We start from the raw sequence: 16,051 nt of genomic DNA, 5'->3' as shown, positions 1-16,051 counted from the left end.
GTAGCCATATTGCTTCGCATAAAGATGTCCTCTTGAAAGACATTATTTGTGATCCGAAAATAGGGGATGCGGATTATTTGGAAATGCTAAATTCAGGACAAATAATTTTTGGCTGGGTACATGCAACACAAAATAGAGATATTACGGATAAGTTAATTTCAAGGGAATTAACTGCCTACGCATGGGAAAAAATGTTTAAGAAAGGTAGGCATGTATTTTGGTTCAACAATGAATTAGCTGGCGAAGCGGCAATTATGCATGCCTTTCAATGTTATGGAAAGCTACCATTTGGTTTAAAAGTAGCAGTTATTGGTAAGGGGAATACAGCTAGAGGTGCAATAAAAGTATTAAATATGCTGGGGGCTAGTGTTATACAGTACGATAGAAATATGGAATCTCTATTACGAGAGGAAGTGGGGGATTTTGATGTTATTGTCAATTGTATATTATGGGATGTTAAGAGAAAAGATCATGTATTGTACCGGAAAGATTTGAGTAGAATGAAAAAGGATTCAATGATAATTGATGTTAGTTGCGATCGTAATGGGGGTATAGAAACTAGTATACCAACTACTATTGAAAGCCCAACTTATTTTGTTGATGGAATTTTACATTATGTTGTCGACCATACTCCTTCGATCTTTCATAAAACCTTTTCTTACAATAATTCTAAAATAATACTTCCATATTTAGAAGAATTAGCTTTAGATTCTATTGGTACTGTTTTAAAATCAGCAATGATTGTTGAGGATGGAATCATACGGGACGAAGAAATTATTAGGTATCAAAAAAGAATAATTTAGAATATAAAAGAAATATATTTTAGAATAAGTTATATAGGTGTGTTAACCAATAGTATAAACATGGCATTGACCACTGTATTATATTTTTATAAAAATATATGAGGTATCATAGGTGCAAACAAAATTATTAGTATATAACTCCATTTCGCCGCTTTTTTATCAAATATCCTCTATAATTTGTGGATTCATATTACCGAGGCTAATTTTAAGCTCTTATGGGACGAATATAAATGGATTGATAAATTCTATTACACAATTTTTATCAATTATTTCTTTTTTAGAATTAGGTATAGGAGCTGTAGTTCAATCTTCATTATATGAACCATTAGCAAAAAAAATTATAGTGATATTAGTAAAGTGATTGCTTCAGCAGATAGATTTTTTAGAAGATTGGGCTATATACTTATAGTATATGTAATACTTATGATATTTTTTTATCCATATCTTGTTAAAAATGATTTTAGCTTTTTGTTTATAATGATGCTTATTGTTGCAATTTCGATTAAATCTTTTGCACAATATTTTTTTGGTATAACTAATAGACTACTATTATTGTCAGATCAAAAGGGCTATATTTACTATTTTACCCAAGCATTAACTGTAATATTGAATACGTTAATGTGTTATTTTTTTATATACCATGGTAATTCTATTCAAATAGTTTATTTTACAACTTCCATAGTTTTTTTGTTGCAACCAATTGCAGTATATATTTACGTAACTCATACGTACCCAATTGATAGAAAAATACGTTATGAGCAAGAACCTATAAAACAAAAATGGAATGGTATTGCACAACATGTAGCTGCAGTAATATTAACAGGATCTGGAAGTATTATACTTAGTATTTTTTCTACCTTATCAAATGTTTCCATTTATTCTGTTTATTGTTTACCTGTAGCTGGTTCTAGAATGCTCATAATGTCAATGATTAGTGGCATTCAAGCCTTGATTGGTAATTTATGGGCTAAAAGAGATTTTGAAGAGTTAAACAAGGTGTTTACTTGGACAGAATGGATAATTCATACTGGTACAACTGTAATTTTTACAGTTACAGCTATTTTAATAGTCCCATTTGTCAGAATTTATACAAATGGTATAAATGATGCAGATTACATACAAACAAACTTCGCTGTAATACTTGTGTTAGCAAATTCTTTGCATTGTTATAGATTGCCGTATAACATTATGATACTTGCTGCTGGACATTATAAACAAACTCAGAATAATTATATTTATGCTTCCATAGCAAATATTATAATATCTATTATTGCTGTTATGTATGTTGGATTAACAGGAGCTTCTTTGGGTATGTTAGTAGCTCTTTTGTACCAGACTTGGTGGATGGCTTGGTATAATTCTAACAATTTTATCAATTGGCCATTGAAAAAATTTTACAAACAAGTTTTAGTAGATATTGTTACTGCTGTAGCTATATTTTTATTTTCTCGTAATATTATTATATTTGAAAACAACTATTATGGATGGATTCTTCTAGCTATTAAAGTTTTAGTAGTCGGTGTTTTGGTTTCATTGATAATTAATAGCGTATTCTTCTTCGAAAAAATACGCCAGATAATCAATAAAGCATTTAAAATAAATTGATTACATAAAGCATTTAGAATGCAAATTTATTGTCATATATTGTGTGTAAGATGATTGATTGTATTAATGTATAAGTAGTATAGAATTTTGCTCATTATATTTGGGGATGTCTAAAGTAATATATTTGTAGTATGGCGAAGAATTTGTGGATAAAAAGAAAGATCTTCGCAGTGCAAGAAGTTAGGTATCAAAAGTTACATTGTTTGGGCATATCAGGATTGTTGATAGTCATATCAAGCAATCGTCTAATGATGCTGGTGCAGCTTTTACTAACGCTTTAGCTTTTTTATTGCCAAAATCCACGAACCGTGAGCAATAGTTTCCTTTGTTTAGCACGTTGCTTCGTAGCCAAAGTAGAGATTTTAAGAAGTTAAGCTTTAGTAAAGTATTTATCAGATATGCCAAAATAATGACCTAATCTGATAGATGTATCTACAATAATTTTGCGTTTATTATGCAAAATAGCTTGAATTCTGGAAATTTTTAATAGAAAAAAAGTCTTGCTATTATGTTGCAATTAACCAGTTTATAAGATTAATAGATTTTATTCCATCATAGGACGTATTCATACCTGGATTGATAGAAAGAACTATCTTTTCATAGTTATCGTTAATTTTCTGTAGTGGGGCCAACTCTCTCTTGCGCACGTCTTCGCTGGTCATTGCTTCAGTTACTTGAATATACACCTTTTCATCTGCTTTTGTTCCTATAAAATCCACTTCTGCATTATCCACCTTGCCGATGGATACATCGTAGCCGCGGCGGAGCAGTTCAAAGTACACAACATTTTCTAAAGCATGTCCGGTGTCACGGTTTCTGAAACCAAGAAGATAGTTCCTGATACCGATATCAACGATATAGTATTTTCCCAGTGTTCGCAGAAATTCTTTGCCCTTGATGTCAAATCTTTTAATGTCATAAAAGAAATACGCTTCCAGTAATGCGTTGACATAGGCTTGGACGGTATGGGCGCTTGGCATTCCTTTGCGTTTACCGTCTTCAAGCAATCCTTCGTTTACAAGTGTGTTTCCGATAGAGGATATGGATATATTGCTGCCGATGTTATCGGCAAGAAACATAACAATTTTTTTCAAGAGAATAGGGTCTGAGATTCGTTTTTGTCCTCTGCGGCGTTCACGTTCAAGGATATCTCTCATAATTACAGTTGAGTAAATACCCTCCAGCAGCATTAATGCTTTTTCTTGCTCCAATCCCACGTCGGCAATGCCCGGCATACCGCCAAACCGCATGTACGCATCAAAGACTTCACTAATTTCATAATGCTCGCCGTTTTTATCAAAAGCTTGCTTTCGCATGCCTCCTAAGGCGCTTTTAGTCTCTCTTACTTCAAAGCCATGAAAAGATAAAAACTCAGAAAAGGAAAGCGGCAGCATTTTTATCTCTACGCATCTTCCTGATAAATAAGTGGCATATTCTGAGGAGAGCATATAGGCGTTTGAACCTGTTACATAGATATCGCAGTTAAAATCAACACGAAAAGAATTGATGGCATCCTCCCAATTGGGAATACGCTGAACCTCATCAAAGAAAAGATAAGTTCTTTTATTTGGCGATATGCGCTGTCTGACATATTCATACAAATCGTCGCTGCTAATATTTTTGAAAGCGTGAGATTCAAAATTCATCTCAAGAATTTGATCAGCTGTGATACCGTTTTCTTTCAGATGGTAAGCCGTTAATTTGAGTAAGCTTGATTTTCCGCATCTGCGAATACCTGTGATAACTTTTACAGGTTCTGTGTCCTTAAACGCTATAAGCTTATTTAAATATAAATCTCTTTTTTTGAGAGTATGTGTGTCAATCATTTTGCATACCTTCTTTCTATAATAATTATAGCATAAACTTCTAAAAAAATAAAGTTTATGCACTTTAGTGCACAAACTTTTAAAATCGGGCTTTTTATGCAGTTTATTAAGAGATCGATTAGTACCTGTTTTGTTCTATGCTCATATAATATCTGCTAAACTCAAAGGCTTTCTATTGCCGCAATATTCTTGGGTTAAATATATAAACGAAAGGTGAGATGTATGAAAAAAATTCTTGTGACCGGCGCTGCTGGCTTTATCGGCTTTTACTTGTCGAAAAGGCTGCTGGAGCAGGGCTATGAAGTCATTGGTATCGATAATATCAACGATTATTATGATGTAAGGCTCAAGCATTTCCGCCTGGACATTTTGCAAGGCTTTACTAATTTTATTTTTATCAAAGGAGATTTGGCGGATAAAGCGCTTATCGATAAGATTTTTGCCGATTATCAGCCAAGTGTTGTCGTCAATTTAGCGGCGCAGGCGGGTGTACGCTACAGTATTACCAATCCTGATGCTTACATCAATTCCAATATTATTGGCTTCTATAATATATTGGAAGCCTGTCGTCATTCCTACGATAACGGCGCGACTGGCGTGGGGCATTTGGTGTATGCTTCCTCGTCGTCTGTTTATGGTTCTAATAAAAAAGTTCCTTACAGCACGGACGATAAGGTGGATAATCCTGTTAGTTTGTATGCTGCGACGAAAAAGAGCAATGAGCTTTTGGCGCACGCTTACTCCAAGCTGTACAATATTCCCTCCACAGGCTTACGCTTCTTTACGGTTTATGGCCCTGCCGGACGTCCTGACATGGCTTACTTTGGCTTTACCAATAAGCTGCGGGCAGGGGAAAAGATTCAGATTTTTAATTATGGCAATTGCAAGCGTGATTTTACCTATGTGGATGATATAGTCGAAGGCATAATCCGCGTTATGGCTAAGCCGCCTGCTAGGAAAACAGGCGAGGACGGCTTGCCGCTGCCGCCCTATGCTGTGTATAACATTGGCAATAACAGCCCGGAAAACTTGCTGGATTTTGTCGATATCCTGCAGCAGGAGCTGATTCATGCAGGCGTGCTGCCAGCCGATTATGATTTTGCGGCGCACAAGGAGCTTGTGCCCATGCAGCCGGGGGATGTGCCTGTGACCTATGCCGATACCTCGGCTTTGGAAAGAGATTTTGGCTTTAAGCCCGGCACCAGCCTGCGTGAGGGGCTGCGTAAGTTCGCTGAGTGGTATAAAGAATTTTATATGAAAGAAGAAGGAGAAAAGTAAAATGAAAGCTTTTAAGGATTTGAAAATAGCCGTAGCCGGTACAGGTTACGTTGGCTTGTCCATTGCGACGCTGCTCAGCCAGCATCATCAGGTAACTGCCGTGGATATTGTGCCGGAAAAGGTGGAACTGATCAATAATAAAAAATCGCCCATTCAGGACGATTATATTGAAAAATATTTGGCGGAAAAAGAGCTGCACCTGACAGCGACTTTGGATGCTAAGGAAGCCTACGAGGACGCGGATTTTGTAGTAATCGCTGCGCCGACTAACTACGACAGCAAGAAGAATTTCTTTGATACCAGCGCTGTAGAAACGGTGATTAAGCTGGTTATGCAGTATAATCCCAACGCTGTGATGGTCATTAAGTCCACGATTCCTGTTGGCTATACTGCTTCAATTCGTGAGAAGATGGGGAGTAAGAATATTATTTTCAGCCCGGAATTTTTGCGGGAAAGCAAGGCTTTGTACGATAATCTGTATCCGTCCCGTATTATCGTCGGCACGGATATGAACGACGAGCGTTTAGTGGAAGCGGCGCATACTTTTGCCGCTTTGCTGCAGGAGGGCGCGATTAAGGAAAACATCGATACCTTAATTATGGGCTTTACGGAGGCTGAGGCTGTGAAGCTGTTCGCCAATACTTATCTTGCTTTGCGTGTTTCCTATTTCAACGAGCTGGACACCTATGCGGAGATGAAGGGGCTGGATACCCAGCAGATTATCGACGGGGTTTGCTTAGACCCGCGTATTGGCAGTCATTACAATAATCCCAGCTTCGGCTATGGCGGGTACTGCCTGCCGAAGGATACCAAGCAGCTGCTGGCAAATTACAGCGACGTACCGGAAAATCTGATCGAGGCTATTGTGGAAAGCAACCGTACCCGTAAGGATTTTATTGCCGAGCGCGTGTTGGAAATTGCCGGAGCTTATGAGGCTAATGATAACTGGAGCGCGGCTAAGGAAAAAGATGTTGTTGTAGGCGTCTACCGCTTGACGATGAAGAGCCATTCCGATAATTTCCGTCAAAGCTCGATTCAGGGCGTTATGAAGCGCATTAAGGCAAAGGGTGCGAAGGTAATTATTTACGAGCCCATGCTGCAGGACGGCGATACCTTCTTTGGCAGCGTAGTGGTAAATGATTTGGCAGAGTTCAAGAAGCAGAGTCAGGCGATTATTGCCAACAGGTATGATAGCTGTTTGGACGATGTGAAGGATAAGGTTTATACGAGGGATATTTTCCAGAGGGATTGATGAGGTTAATATGAAGCAAAACTCCGCTCGTGTGAGGGCGGAGTTTTGTTATGGAAAGACAAGATTCATGTTATGCTAACGTGTATCTTTATTTGCGGTTAGGTGTGCATCAATTTTAAGTGACTATACTTTGTATTTGCTTTATTTTCGTCTTTTTAATTAACACTCCACCAAAGTGTGTGGTGTACTCTGTCCTCCAACAGTTGTTTGTTAATGGATTTCACACACTCTCGATAATACGTTCAATCGATTAGATAAATTTTCGCTTTTATAAACTTAATTTTATTGTTTTGCACTAATATGCAATAGTTGGTTGCTCAATAATTAATGACAGGCTTTGCCACAAACCTTTTTTTATTTTCTCCTTCCGGCAGGATTTTTCCTTGTGAACAAGAATTATATAATATTACAGTTCTCACGAAGGAGGATGTGTCTTGCTTTATAAATTACTTTGTACCCTGCTGCTGATATTCTGTGCAGCGAGCATGCCGCTGGCAGGCGACGCCGCAGGTATTACGCAATACCCTAAGCTGGTAGAGGCCGATTATTGGACGGCGCAGAATAAGGATGGCGATAAGCTGCTTCTGGATGCGAAGGGCGTACAGTTCTTCAACGCCAAGGTTCGCGCTGCTTCCCGCAACGTGCCGGATCTTTTACACTATCCGGCGACAGTCAGCGGCGATTCCCTCAAAACCAGAATTATGGACTATTTGGTGCTGGAGGATGACCTGTATTTGCATGGCAATAAGGTCAGTGAAAACTATAAAAATATTTTGCGCAAGCAGACTAACGTGGGCGCTATTCCGGCGACTGTTACGCCGCGTTATGCGGTGACGGTACGCCGCAGTTCGCTGCGCAACCTGCCGACGGGCGAGGGGCTTTTCTATTATGCGGCGGAACGCAATTTTGATGTGCTGCAGGAAACATCCCTTGACCCGGGCGAACCGCTTGTGGTGCTGCACCAGAGCGCCAACAAGTATTTTTACTATGTGCAGAGCGTTAATTACAGCGGCTGGATAAGCACCTTTAATATTGCCTTTACCGATAAAAAGACCTGGCAGCAATATGCGGACCCAGACGATTTCTTGGTAGTGACAGCCGCTAATGTTTCGCTGAAAACTTCGGGCGAGCAGGTGATTTACCAGCAGGGCGCACGGCTGCCGCTGGTCAGCGAGCAGAGCGACACTTATATGGTGGAAGCGCCTGTGCGCAGCAAAACCGGCCTGCTGCAGAAGCAAAGGCTGCTGCTGCCCAGGTCTGCCGGTGTGCATAAGGGCTATTTGCCGTATACCTCTAATAATATTCTGCGCGCCGCCTTTGCGTTTTATGATATGCCCTATGGCTGGGGCGGCTTGAAAGACAGTGTGGATTGTTCTTCACTGGTGTTCAATGCGTACCGCACCGTGGGCGTTTACCTGCCGCGCAATGCAGACGAGCAGGAGGAAGGCGCAGGCACGAAGAAGCTGCTGGAAACGCTGGACGATAAGCAGAAAACTGCGGCTATCAACAGTCTGCGTCCGGGCGCGGCGCTGTATATGGATGGGCATGTAGTGCTTTATTTGGGACAGATTAACGGCGTGCCCTATGCTATTCATTCGTTAGGCTCTTATTTCAGCGGCGGACAGCGCCATGTAGTCATGAAGGTGGTTGTCAGTGATTTGAGCTTGCAGCGCAGTACGGGCGACAGCTTCCTGACGGATTTGCGTACTGCTGTGGAATTTAAATAATTTACATATGTAATGAGGAGATTAGAAGATGCTTAATGGATTTCAATGCCGGACCGCAGCTGTGAGCAATGCGGCTTATGATGGTGCGGATAGTATAGTTATCTTTTTATGTAAGGAATGTATTCCTGCTTTGGGGCGCTTGCAGCTGCCTGCGGCTGTGGAGCAGGCTGTGCGTGCTTATTTAAAAGCTTATGACGATGTTTATGAAGCAGAAGCGCTGCACACCTTGGTACTGCCGGTAGAAAATGGCTTGCTGACGGTGCTGTTGGCAGGCTGCGGCGCAGGCGGGGAGTGCAAGCCTGACGTGTTCCGGCGTGCTGCCGGTGCTGCGGCGCGGGCGCTGCACAAGGCTAAGGCGGGCAAGGCTGTGCTGGCTGGGCCGATTCTGCTGAATCCTAAGCGCGGGCCTTATTTGGAGGCCATAGCCGAGGGCTTATATTTGGGCGCGTATACCTTTGATATTTTCAAAAGCGAGTCTAAGCCTGCTGTTCCTTGCGCTGTGCAAATTGTATCGGCAGTGGACGAGGCGGACGCTTTAATGTCCAAGGCATATATTTCTGCCGAAGCAGTTTGCTATACCCGCGATTTGGTGAATAATCCCGGTAATTTACTGGTGCCGCAGAATTTGGCGGAAGAAGCCTTGCAGCTGGCAGAGGAGCTGCCCTTGGAGGTAGAGGTTTTAGACGCTACGATGCTGGCAGTCAAGAACATGAACGCTATTTTGGCGGTAGGACAGGGCAGCGTGCATCCGCCTTATTTGGTGGCGATAAAATATCAGGGAGCAGGGGACGCTCCCTTTACGGCCTTTGTTGGCAAGGGCATCACCTTTGACAGCGGCGGTATTTCCATTAAGCCTGACGATAATATGGGCGAAATGAAGGACGATATGAGCGGCGCAGGCGCAGTTTTGGGCGCGATGAAGGCTATTGCCGCCCTGAAGCTTCCCTGCAATGTGTTTGGCATTCTGGCCTGCGCGGAAAATATGCCCAGCGGCAGCGCTCAACGTCCCGGCGACATCGTGCGCGCCGCCAACGGCAAGACAATCGAGGTTGTTTCCACTGACGCCGAGGGGCGCATGGTTTTGGCGGACGCAGTTTGGTATGCCTGCCAGCTGGGCGCTAAGCGTGTTATCGACATAGCGTCGCTGACGGGAGCCGTTATTATTGCTTTGGGCAAGGAAACCAGCGGTATTATCGCTAACGACGACGCTTTGGCGGAGCAGATTAAGCTGGCTGGTAAGTATGCCGGCGAAGGCTATTGGCAGCTGCCCAGCCTGCCGGACTGCAAGGAAGCGTTGAAAAGCGACGTGGCCGATTTGCTGAACAGCACCGGACGTGCCGGAGGCTGCATTACCGGCGGCTTGTTCATCGGTGAATTTGTGGACAAGGATATTCCCTGGGCTCACATCGATATAGGCGGCACTTCTACCGCGGAAAAGACTGTAGGGCACAAGGTTAAGGGAGGCAGCGGCTTTGGCACGCTGACCCTGATTAAGCTGGCGGGTATGCTGTGATGCTGGTGGATTTGCATACGCACAGCACCTTTTCCGACGGACGCTATACGCCAACCATGCTGGTGGAGGAGGCGGCAGCGCAGGGAATCGTGGTTCTGGCCATTACTGACCACGATTCCTGGAACGGCGTGGCTGAAGCGCAGGCTGCCGCAGCGCGTTTAGGCGGCAAGGTGCGCGTACTGACGGGAGTGGAGCTGGGTACGCAGTACGAGAACGATTCTGTGCATATTTTAGGCTACCATGTGCGTACCGATTGCCTGGCTTTGCAGAATAAAATGGACGAGATGCGTCATGCCCGCGAGCGCAGGCTGTACGAAATGCTGGCAAAGCTGGACGCTTTGGGCTATCATGTGGAGGTGGAGGCCTGCGACCCGCGCAACAGGGCGGTGGGGCGGCCACATGTGGCTAAGGCGCTGGTGACTAAGGGCTATTTTGCTACCGTGCAGCAGGTGTTCGACGCTTTGCTGCGGCGCGGCGGCCCGGCCTATGTGCCCCAGCCCAAGCTGCTGCCGGACGAGGCTGTGGCGCTGATTCATGCTGCTGGCGGCAGTGCCGTGCTGGCGCATCCTTCGGAGCTGGCGGACCAAACATTGCCGGAGCGGCTTTTAAGCAGCGTACCCTTTGACGGGCTGGAGGTTTATCACCCCAGCGCAGATGCGGCGGCGCGCCGGCCTTGGCCGGGGGTGGCGCGCAGCCGCGGCCTGCTGGTGAGCGGCGGCAGTGATTTTCACGCTATTCCCGACCGCTTTCCTACCCGTTTAGGCGTGTGGCAGGTGGAATATAATGATGTTAAAGGTGTTATAGAATGGAAGTAGTAGCTTTTGTGGGACCCAGCGGTACGGGCAAAAGCCATCATGCCATAGGCGTGGCCTTCGATAATAAATGCGACGCTATTATTGACGACGGCCTGCTGATTAAGGGCACGAAGATTTTAGCAGGTACCTCTGCGAAGAACGAGCAAAACAGAATACAGGCCGTGAAAAGGGCTATCTTTACGGAGGACGAGCATGCCCGCGCGGTACGGGAAGCCTTGGAGAGCAGCAATATCCACCGTCTGCTGATTATCGCCACCTCGGACAATATGATTAAGAAAATTGTGGGACGTTTGCATTTGGGCCTGCCGGTGAAAACGGTGTATATCAACCAGATTGCCAGCAAGGCGGAAATCAAAAAGGCACGTTATTCCCGCCTGCAGGAAGGCAAGCATATCGTGCCCGTGCCCACGGTAGAATTAAAGCCGCATTTTACCGGCTATTTTGCCGATTTACCCTATAATATTTTTTCCAGCCAGCGGCGGCAGGAAAAGGACGCTGACCGCAGTATCGTGCGCCCTGCGTTCAGCTTTTACGGTAAGCTGCTGATTGCCGATAACGCTATCGAGGATATCATCCATATTATTGGCGGCAAGCTGGAGGGTGTGGAGCGGGTGACAAGCATAAAGGTGCGCCGCCGCAGCGACAGCAGCAAGGGCATCGTCATCAGGGTAGAGGTCGTGCTGTATTACGGTGTGAAGCTTTTTGCCGTTACGCGGCAGATGCAGGCTAAGATTAAAGAAAAAATTGAATACATGACGGCTATGCAGGTGAAGAATGTGGACGTTTCTATCCGCAGTTTGGCGATTAAGCATAAATGAACGGTGGCAGCGCCGGTTCTGCTCACATTGTTGCAGGTAATTCAGGCAATAAAAAAGCCTCCCGCAGGGGAGGCAATTTTTTTTGCTTATTGCAGCGGCTGGCTGACGGCGTCGGGCTGTTCAAAAATAAACGCCGGGGACGGATAGTAGAACTGGCAGTGCTGGAAGTTGATGGCTTCGGTGGAGAAGCGTTTCAGCAGAGCGTAAGAAGCGCGTTCTTCAAAGTCGATGAGGTTGTCCTTGTTGATGTCAGCGTCCTTGACGATAACCAGCAGGTAGGCGGGAACGTCGGGAGCGTCCTCCGGCACCTGGCTGCGATCTAGGGGAATATTGGGGACGATTTCCAGCTGGCCGATGGGCTGTTGGTTTTCATTGTACAGCATACAGCCGTAAACATTTTGGTACAGGGTGCGTACCAGTCTTAATTGATAAGCTCCGGAACTCATGGATAAAATTCACTCCTTCAAAAATTTCAGGCTCAGACCCTTCGGCAGGCGGCGTTGTATGCGCTTTGCATAAGGGCTGCTCAATAAACAATAATTATAGCACTAATATTGTAACATAAATTACGTAAATAGGCAAAAACTATCGTAATAAGCTTTGACAAAAGTAAAAATATACATTTTTAGTGCATATGCTTGCCGAAAAGGTGAAAGCAGGCGGGCAAATGTGAATTTTTATTCTTAAAGTATTTTGTATACAATCGCTTTTTGACTTAATTCTAGCAGGATTTTGCCAAAAGACCACGAATTAGAATAACAAAGATATGTTGCTTCTGTCCTAGCGCATATTCAAAGACAAGGAGGGGAATCTTAAATGAAAAAAATCTTAGCTTTTTTACTTGGTATCATGGTAATGGCAACTATGATCGCAGGCTGCGGCGGCGATAAAAAAGAGGAAAAGAAACCGGCTGCTCAGAAATTCATTAATATTGCTACCGGCGGTACTTCCGGTACTTACTTCCCGTTGGGCGGCGCTCTGGCCGATATTCTCAACAAGAATATTCCGGGCGCTAACGCATCCGCTCAATCTACTGGCGCGTCCGTTGCTAACGTAAACCTGCTGAACCAAGGTAAAGTAGAAATTGCTTTTATTCAAAACGATATTGCTTATTATGCCGCTAACGGCACCGAAATGTTCAAGGATAAAAAAGTTCCCGGCCTGCAGGGCTTGGCAACTTTGTATCCTGAAACCGTGCAGATCGTTACCCTGAAAAAATCCGGTATTCAGACTGTAGCCGATTTTAAGGGTAAACGCATTGCCGTAGGCGCAGCTGGCTCCGGTACTGAAGCCAACGCTCGTCAGATTATGGCGGAATACGGCATTACTTACGATGATATTAAAGTTCAATATCTGTCCTTCGGCGAAGCTGCCAGCGCTTTGAAAGACGGCAATGTTGACGCTGCTTTCGTAACTGCCGGCCATCCGACCGCAGCTATTCAGGATATTTCTACTCAGAACGAAGTAGTTCTTGTTCCGGTTGAAGCAGACAAAGCCGACTCTCTGATTAAGAAATATCCGTTCTACACCAAATTGGTTATCAACAAAGGCACTTATGCTAAACAAGAAGCCGATGTTCCGGCCGTGGCTGTAAAATGCATGCTGGCAGTTACCGATAAGATGGATGCTGACACCGCTTACAGCGTAACCAAAGCTCTGTACACCAATCTGGACCGCATGAAGACCGCTCATGCAGTAGCCGCTTCTATTACTAAAGAAACTGCTAAAGACGGTATGTCCATTACCGTTAACCCGGGCGCAGAGAAATTCTTTAGCGAAAAATAAGATTCTTCGATGATGCCGAACTTCAAAGACCGGAAACCGGCGATTGCCGGCTCCCGGTCTTTTTTCCCAATAACGCTTTTTTTAATTTTAGTAAGTGCTTTTGCGATATTCTGTGTTTGGTACGGCACGCGGCTGGTGGTAGCTGTGGTGCCGGAGGGAGTAAGGAAACCATTTTGTTTTGGTACTTATCCTGGCGATGCCTGGAATATACGTTTGACGCATTCTGTGGAAAAAACGGAATGGGACGAATATTTTAGAGTGAACGCCGTTGACGATATGACTATGACGCATACCCGCTTTGAATCTTTGGGGTGGGGCTATCCCTATTCGCCTGCCGACGGTAAATTATCCAGTACGCCTGACGGTAAATTTATTGTAGAAATGAACAGACCATACCGGCAGATAAATTTGCGTATTTCCGAGCAGGCCATGCAGCATTTGGCGCACGGAAAGGACGATTACGATTTAATTGGGCTGTACGGCCAGGGAACTGCGGTTACAATAAAAGTTCAGTATCGCTACCAGTATTTGCTGGAAAATTATTTTTAGGTTTATTTAATGAGAGGAGCTGATAACCGATGTCTGCAAAAGAAAAAGAGGTCAGAGAGCTTTCTGCAGAAGAGGTGCTGCAAAAATTTGATAAAGAATCAAATAAACGCGAAATGACAGGCTTCTGGGGTTATGTCATTAATGCTATTTGTATTTTATTCGCTATTTTCCAATTATATACGGCCACATTTGGCATTTTGGACGCGCATCTGCAGCGCGCTGTCCATTTAGCTTTCGGCTTTTTGCTGATTTTCCTGTTGTATCCGGCGCGGCAGTCTTGGTCCAAGCGTTCCATGCATCCTGTGGACGTGGTTTTCGCCGTAATCAGCGCTTTTTCTGCTATCTACATTGTTGTCAATTATAACGAATTGGTGCTGCGCGCAGGTATGAATACGGAAACTGATTTTATCATCGGCTTAATCGGTACGATTATGGTTTTTGAAGCGGCGCGCCGCGTCGTAGGCTGGCCTATGATTATCGTAGCTTTCGTTTTCCTGCTGTACGCTTTCTTAGGCCCTTATGTTCCGGGTATTATGGCGCATCGCGGCGTGGGCTTCCAGGAAATGTTTGACCACCTGTATTTCACTACAGAGGGTATTTTTGGCACGCCGATGGGCGTATCTTCGACCTTTATTTACCTATTCATTCTGTTCGGCTCCTATTTGGAGGCTACCGGTCTGGGCAAATTCTTCATTGATTTGGCTAACGCTATTGCCGGTTGGGCGGCAGGCGGCCCGGCAAAGGTTGCCGTTCTGTCCTCCGGTTTAATGGGTACCGTATCCGGTTCTTCCGTAGGCAACGTTGCCGGTACTGGCGCGTTCACCATTCCGATGATGAAAAAATTGGGCTACCGTCCCGCTTTTGCTGGCGCTGTTGAAGCCGCCGCTTCTACCGGCGGTCAGCTGATGCCCCCTGTTATGGGCGCGGCTGCCTTCCTGATGGCAGAATTTGTCGGCGTACCGTATTTTGACGTTGTTAAGGCCGCCGTTATTCCGGCTATGTTGTATTACATCGGCGTATGGCTGGGCGTACATTACGAAGCGAAAAAATTTGGCTTGAAGGGTACTCCTCGTGAAGAGCTGCCTAAGTTTAAAGACCTGTTCCTGGAAAAAGGTCATTTGGCTATTCCTTTGATTGTTATTATTTACTTGCTGGTAAGCGGCTATACTCCTATGCGCGCTGCTTTGGCGGCCATCGCCTTGAGCATTATCTGCGCTTGTCTGCGTAAATCCACCCGCATCAGCTTCGGTCAAATAGTGCAGGGCTTAATTGACGGCTCCAAAGGCGTTTTAGGCGTACTTATTGCCTGCGCTACCGCCGGTATTATTATCGGCGTTGTTACCAAGACCGGCGTTGGCTTGAAGGTTGCTACCGCGCTGCTGGATTTAGCAGGCGGACAGCTGCTGCCGGCTATGTTCTTTACCATGATTACTTCGCTGATTTTGGGCATGGGCGTGCCGACCACCGCTAACTATGTAATTACTTCCACTATTGCGGCTCCGGCTTTGGTGCAGATGAATGTACCGGTACTGGCAGCTCATATGTTCGCGTTCTACTTCGGCATTGTGGCCGACGTAACGCCGCCTGTCGCTCTGGCCGCTTACGCAGGCGCTGGTATTGCCGGCGCTAATCCTATGCGTACCGGCGTTATAGCCGCTAAGCTGGCTATAGCCGCCTTTATCGTGCCGTACATTTTCGTACTGGCCCCGGAGCTTTTGATGATTGACGCTACGCCGTTGACCATTACCTTGAGCGCCTGCACCGCTATTATTGGTATGTGGGGCGCTTCCATGGCGATGATTGGTTTCTGCCAGAATGTGCTGAGCCTGCCGCAGCGTTTACTGTTCCTGGTAGGCGGCATCTGCATGATTATCCCCGGTACGATTACCGATGGTATTGGTATCGCGTGCATCGTTGTAGCTTATTTGTGGCAAAAAACTAATAAACGTAAAGGCGCTATTACACAAGACGAAGATTTCTAAAATGCTTTGCATAGCAGAACTCCCCCGGCGATTGCTGGGGGAGTCAGACTGTAGAAAAACCCATGTTTCTCTCTTTCAAGGGAAGCATGGGTTAATTT

General features: G+C 44.9%; 13 protein-coding genes and 1 pseudogene. 11 read left to right on the top strand and 3 right to left on the bottom strand.

From position 1 onward, the window contains the following. Nucleotides 1–803: hypothetical protein (locus QZ105_RS08050; RefSeq protein WP_293729376.1), on the top strand; the 803-nt coding region annotated here is incomplete at its 5' end. Between the two features lie 357 nt (nucleotides 804–1,160). After that, complete coding sequence (locus QZ105_RS08045) at nucleotides 1,161–2,408, top strand: hypothetical protein (RefSeq protein WP_293729374.1); 1,248 nt, start codon at nucleotides 1,161–1,163, stop codon at nucleotides 2,406–2,408. A gap of 382 nt (nucleotides 2,409–2,790) precedes the next feature. Here QZ105_RS08045 and QZ105_RS10600 read toward each other — a convergent pair. Both QZ105_RS10600 and QZ105_RS08040 read right to left on the bottom strand, forming a co-directional pair. Beyond that, a pseudogene (locus QZ105_RS10600) lies at nucleotides 2,791–2,886 on the bottom strand (addiction module antidote protein, HigA family); the annotation flags it as partial. Nucleotides 2,887–2,914: 28 nt separating this feature from the next. Then, nucleotides 2,915–4,234, bottom strand: a complete 1,320-nt coding sequence (locus QZ105_RS08040) for an ATP-binding protein (protein ID WP_293729372.1) — start codon at nucleotides 4,232–4,234, stop codon at nucleotides 2,915–2,917. A 222-nt stretch (nucleotides 4,235–4,456) separates the two neighbouring features. On the opposite strand from QZ105_RS08040, the gene QZ105_RS08035 reads away from it, so the two are divergent. The 6 genes from QZ105_RS08035 to QZ105_RS08010 all read left to right on the top strand — a co-directional run bounded on the left by QZ105_RS08035 (nucleotide 4,457) and on the right by QZ105_RS08010 (nucleotide 11,637). Continuing rightward, on the top strand, nucleotides 4,457–5,512 hold the full coding sequence (locus tag QZ105_RS08035; RefSeq protein ID WP_293729370.1) for an SDR family NAD(P)-dependent oxidoreductase: 1,056 nt from the start codon (nucleotides 4,457–4,459) through the stop codon (nucleotides 5,510–5,512). A gap of 1 nt (nucleotide 5,513) precedes the next feature. Beyond that, nucleotides 5,514–6,764 (top strand): nucleotide sugar dehydrogenase, encoded by a 1,251-nt coding sequence (locus QZ105_RS08030; protein ID WP_366936022.1) that lies wholly within the window; start codon nucleotides 5,514–5,516, stop codon nucleotides 6,762–6,764. 434 nt (nucleotides 6,765–7,198) lie between these two features. Further along, nucleotides 7,199–8,491, top strand: coding sequence for an SH3 domain-containing protein (locus tag QZ105_RS08025; protein ID WP_293729368.1), 1,293 nt, complete (start codon nucleotides 7,199–7,201; stop codon nucleotides 8,489–8,491). Between the two features lie 28 nt (nucleotides 8,492–8,519). After that, nucleotides 8,520–10,004, top strand: a complete 1,485-nt coding sequence (locus QZ105_RS08020; protein ID WP_293729366.1) for a leucyl aminopeptidase — start codon at nucleotides 8,520–8,522, stop codon at nucleotides 10,002–10,004. After that, on the top strand, nucleotides 10,004–10,819 hold the full coding sequence (locus QZ105_RS08015) for a PHP domain-containing protein (RefSeq protein WP_293729378.1): 816 nt from the start codon (nucleotides 10,004–10,006) through the stop codon (nucleotides 10,817–10,819). Before QZ105_RS08020 ends, QZ105_RS08015 begins: the two co-directional genes overlap by 1 nt. After that, nucleotides 10,810–11,637: an Asp23/Gls24 family envelope stress response protein gene (locus tag QZ105_RS08010; protein ID WP_293729364.1), complete on the top strand. Its 828-nt coding sequence runs from the start codon at nucleotides 10,810–10,812 to the stop codon at nucleotides 11,635–11,637. The genes QZ105_RS08015 and QZ105_RS08010 overlap by 10 nt, the downstream gene beginning before the upstream one ends. An 86-nt stretch (nucleotides 11,638–11,723) precedes the next feature. Here the strand turns inward: QZ105_RS08010 and QZ105_RS08005 are convergent, their stop codons facing one another. Then, nucleotides 11,724–12,083, bottom strand: a complete 360-nt coding sequence (locus QZ105_RS08005) for a hypothetical protein (RefSeq protein WP_293729362.1) — start codon at nucleotides 12,081–12,083, stop codon at nucleotides 11,724–11,726. Nucleotides 12,084–12,453: 370 nt separating this feature from the next. Between QZ105_RS08005 and QZ105_RS08000 the strand changes: the two genes are divergently transcribed. From QZ105_RS08000 to QZ105_RS07990, 3 genes are read left to right on the top strand one after another with little or no spacing between them, the layout of a single operon-like run. Further along, nucleotides 12,454–13,422 carry a TAXI family TRAP transporter solute-binding subunit gene (locus QZ105_RS08000; protein WP_293729360.1) on the top strand — a complete coding sequence of 323 codons (969 nt, stop codon included), beginning with the start codon at nucleotides 12,454–12,456 and terminating at the stop codon, nucleotides 13,420–13,422. Nucleotides 13,423–13,431: 9 nt separating this feature from the next. Beyond that, nucleotides 13,432–13,971, top strand: coding sequence for a DUF1850 domain-containing protein (locus QZ105_RS07995; protein WP_366936021.1), 540 nt, complete (start codon nucleotides 13,432–13,434; stop codon nucleotides 13,969–13,971). A gap of 29 nt (nucleotides 13,972–14,000) precedes the next feature. Continuing rightward, nucleotides 14,001–15,953: a TRAP transporter permease gene (locus tag QZ105_RS07990; RefSeq protein WP_293729356.1), complete on the top strand. Its 1,953-nt coding sequence runs from the start codon at nucleotides 14,001–14,003 to the stop codon at nucleotides 15,951–15,953. Nucleotides 15,954–16,051: the final 98 nt, after the last annotated feature.

The sequence above is a fragment of the uncultured Phascolarctobacterium sp. genome, assembly GCF_905212365.1.
In the GTDB taxonomy this organism is placed as follows: domain Bacteria; phylum Bacillota; class Negativicutes; order Acidaminococcales; family Acidaminococcaceae; genus Phascolarctobacterium_A.
This window is presented reverse-complemented; position numbering and strand designations above follow the sequence as displayed.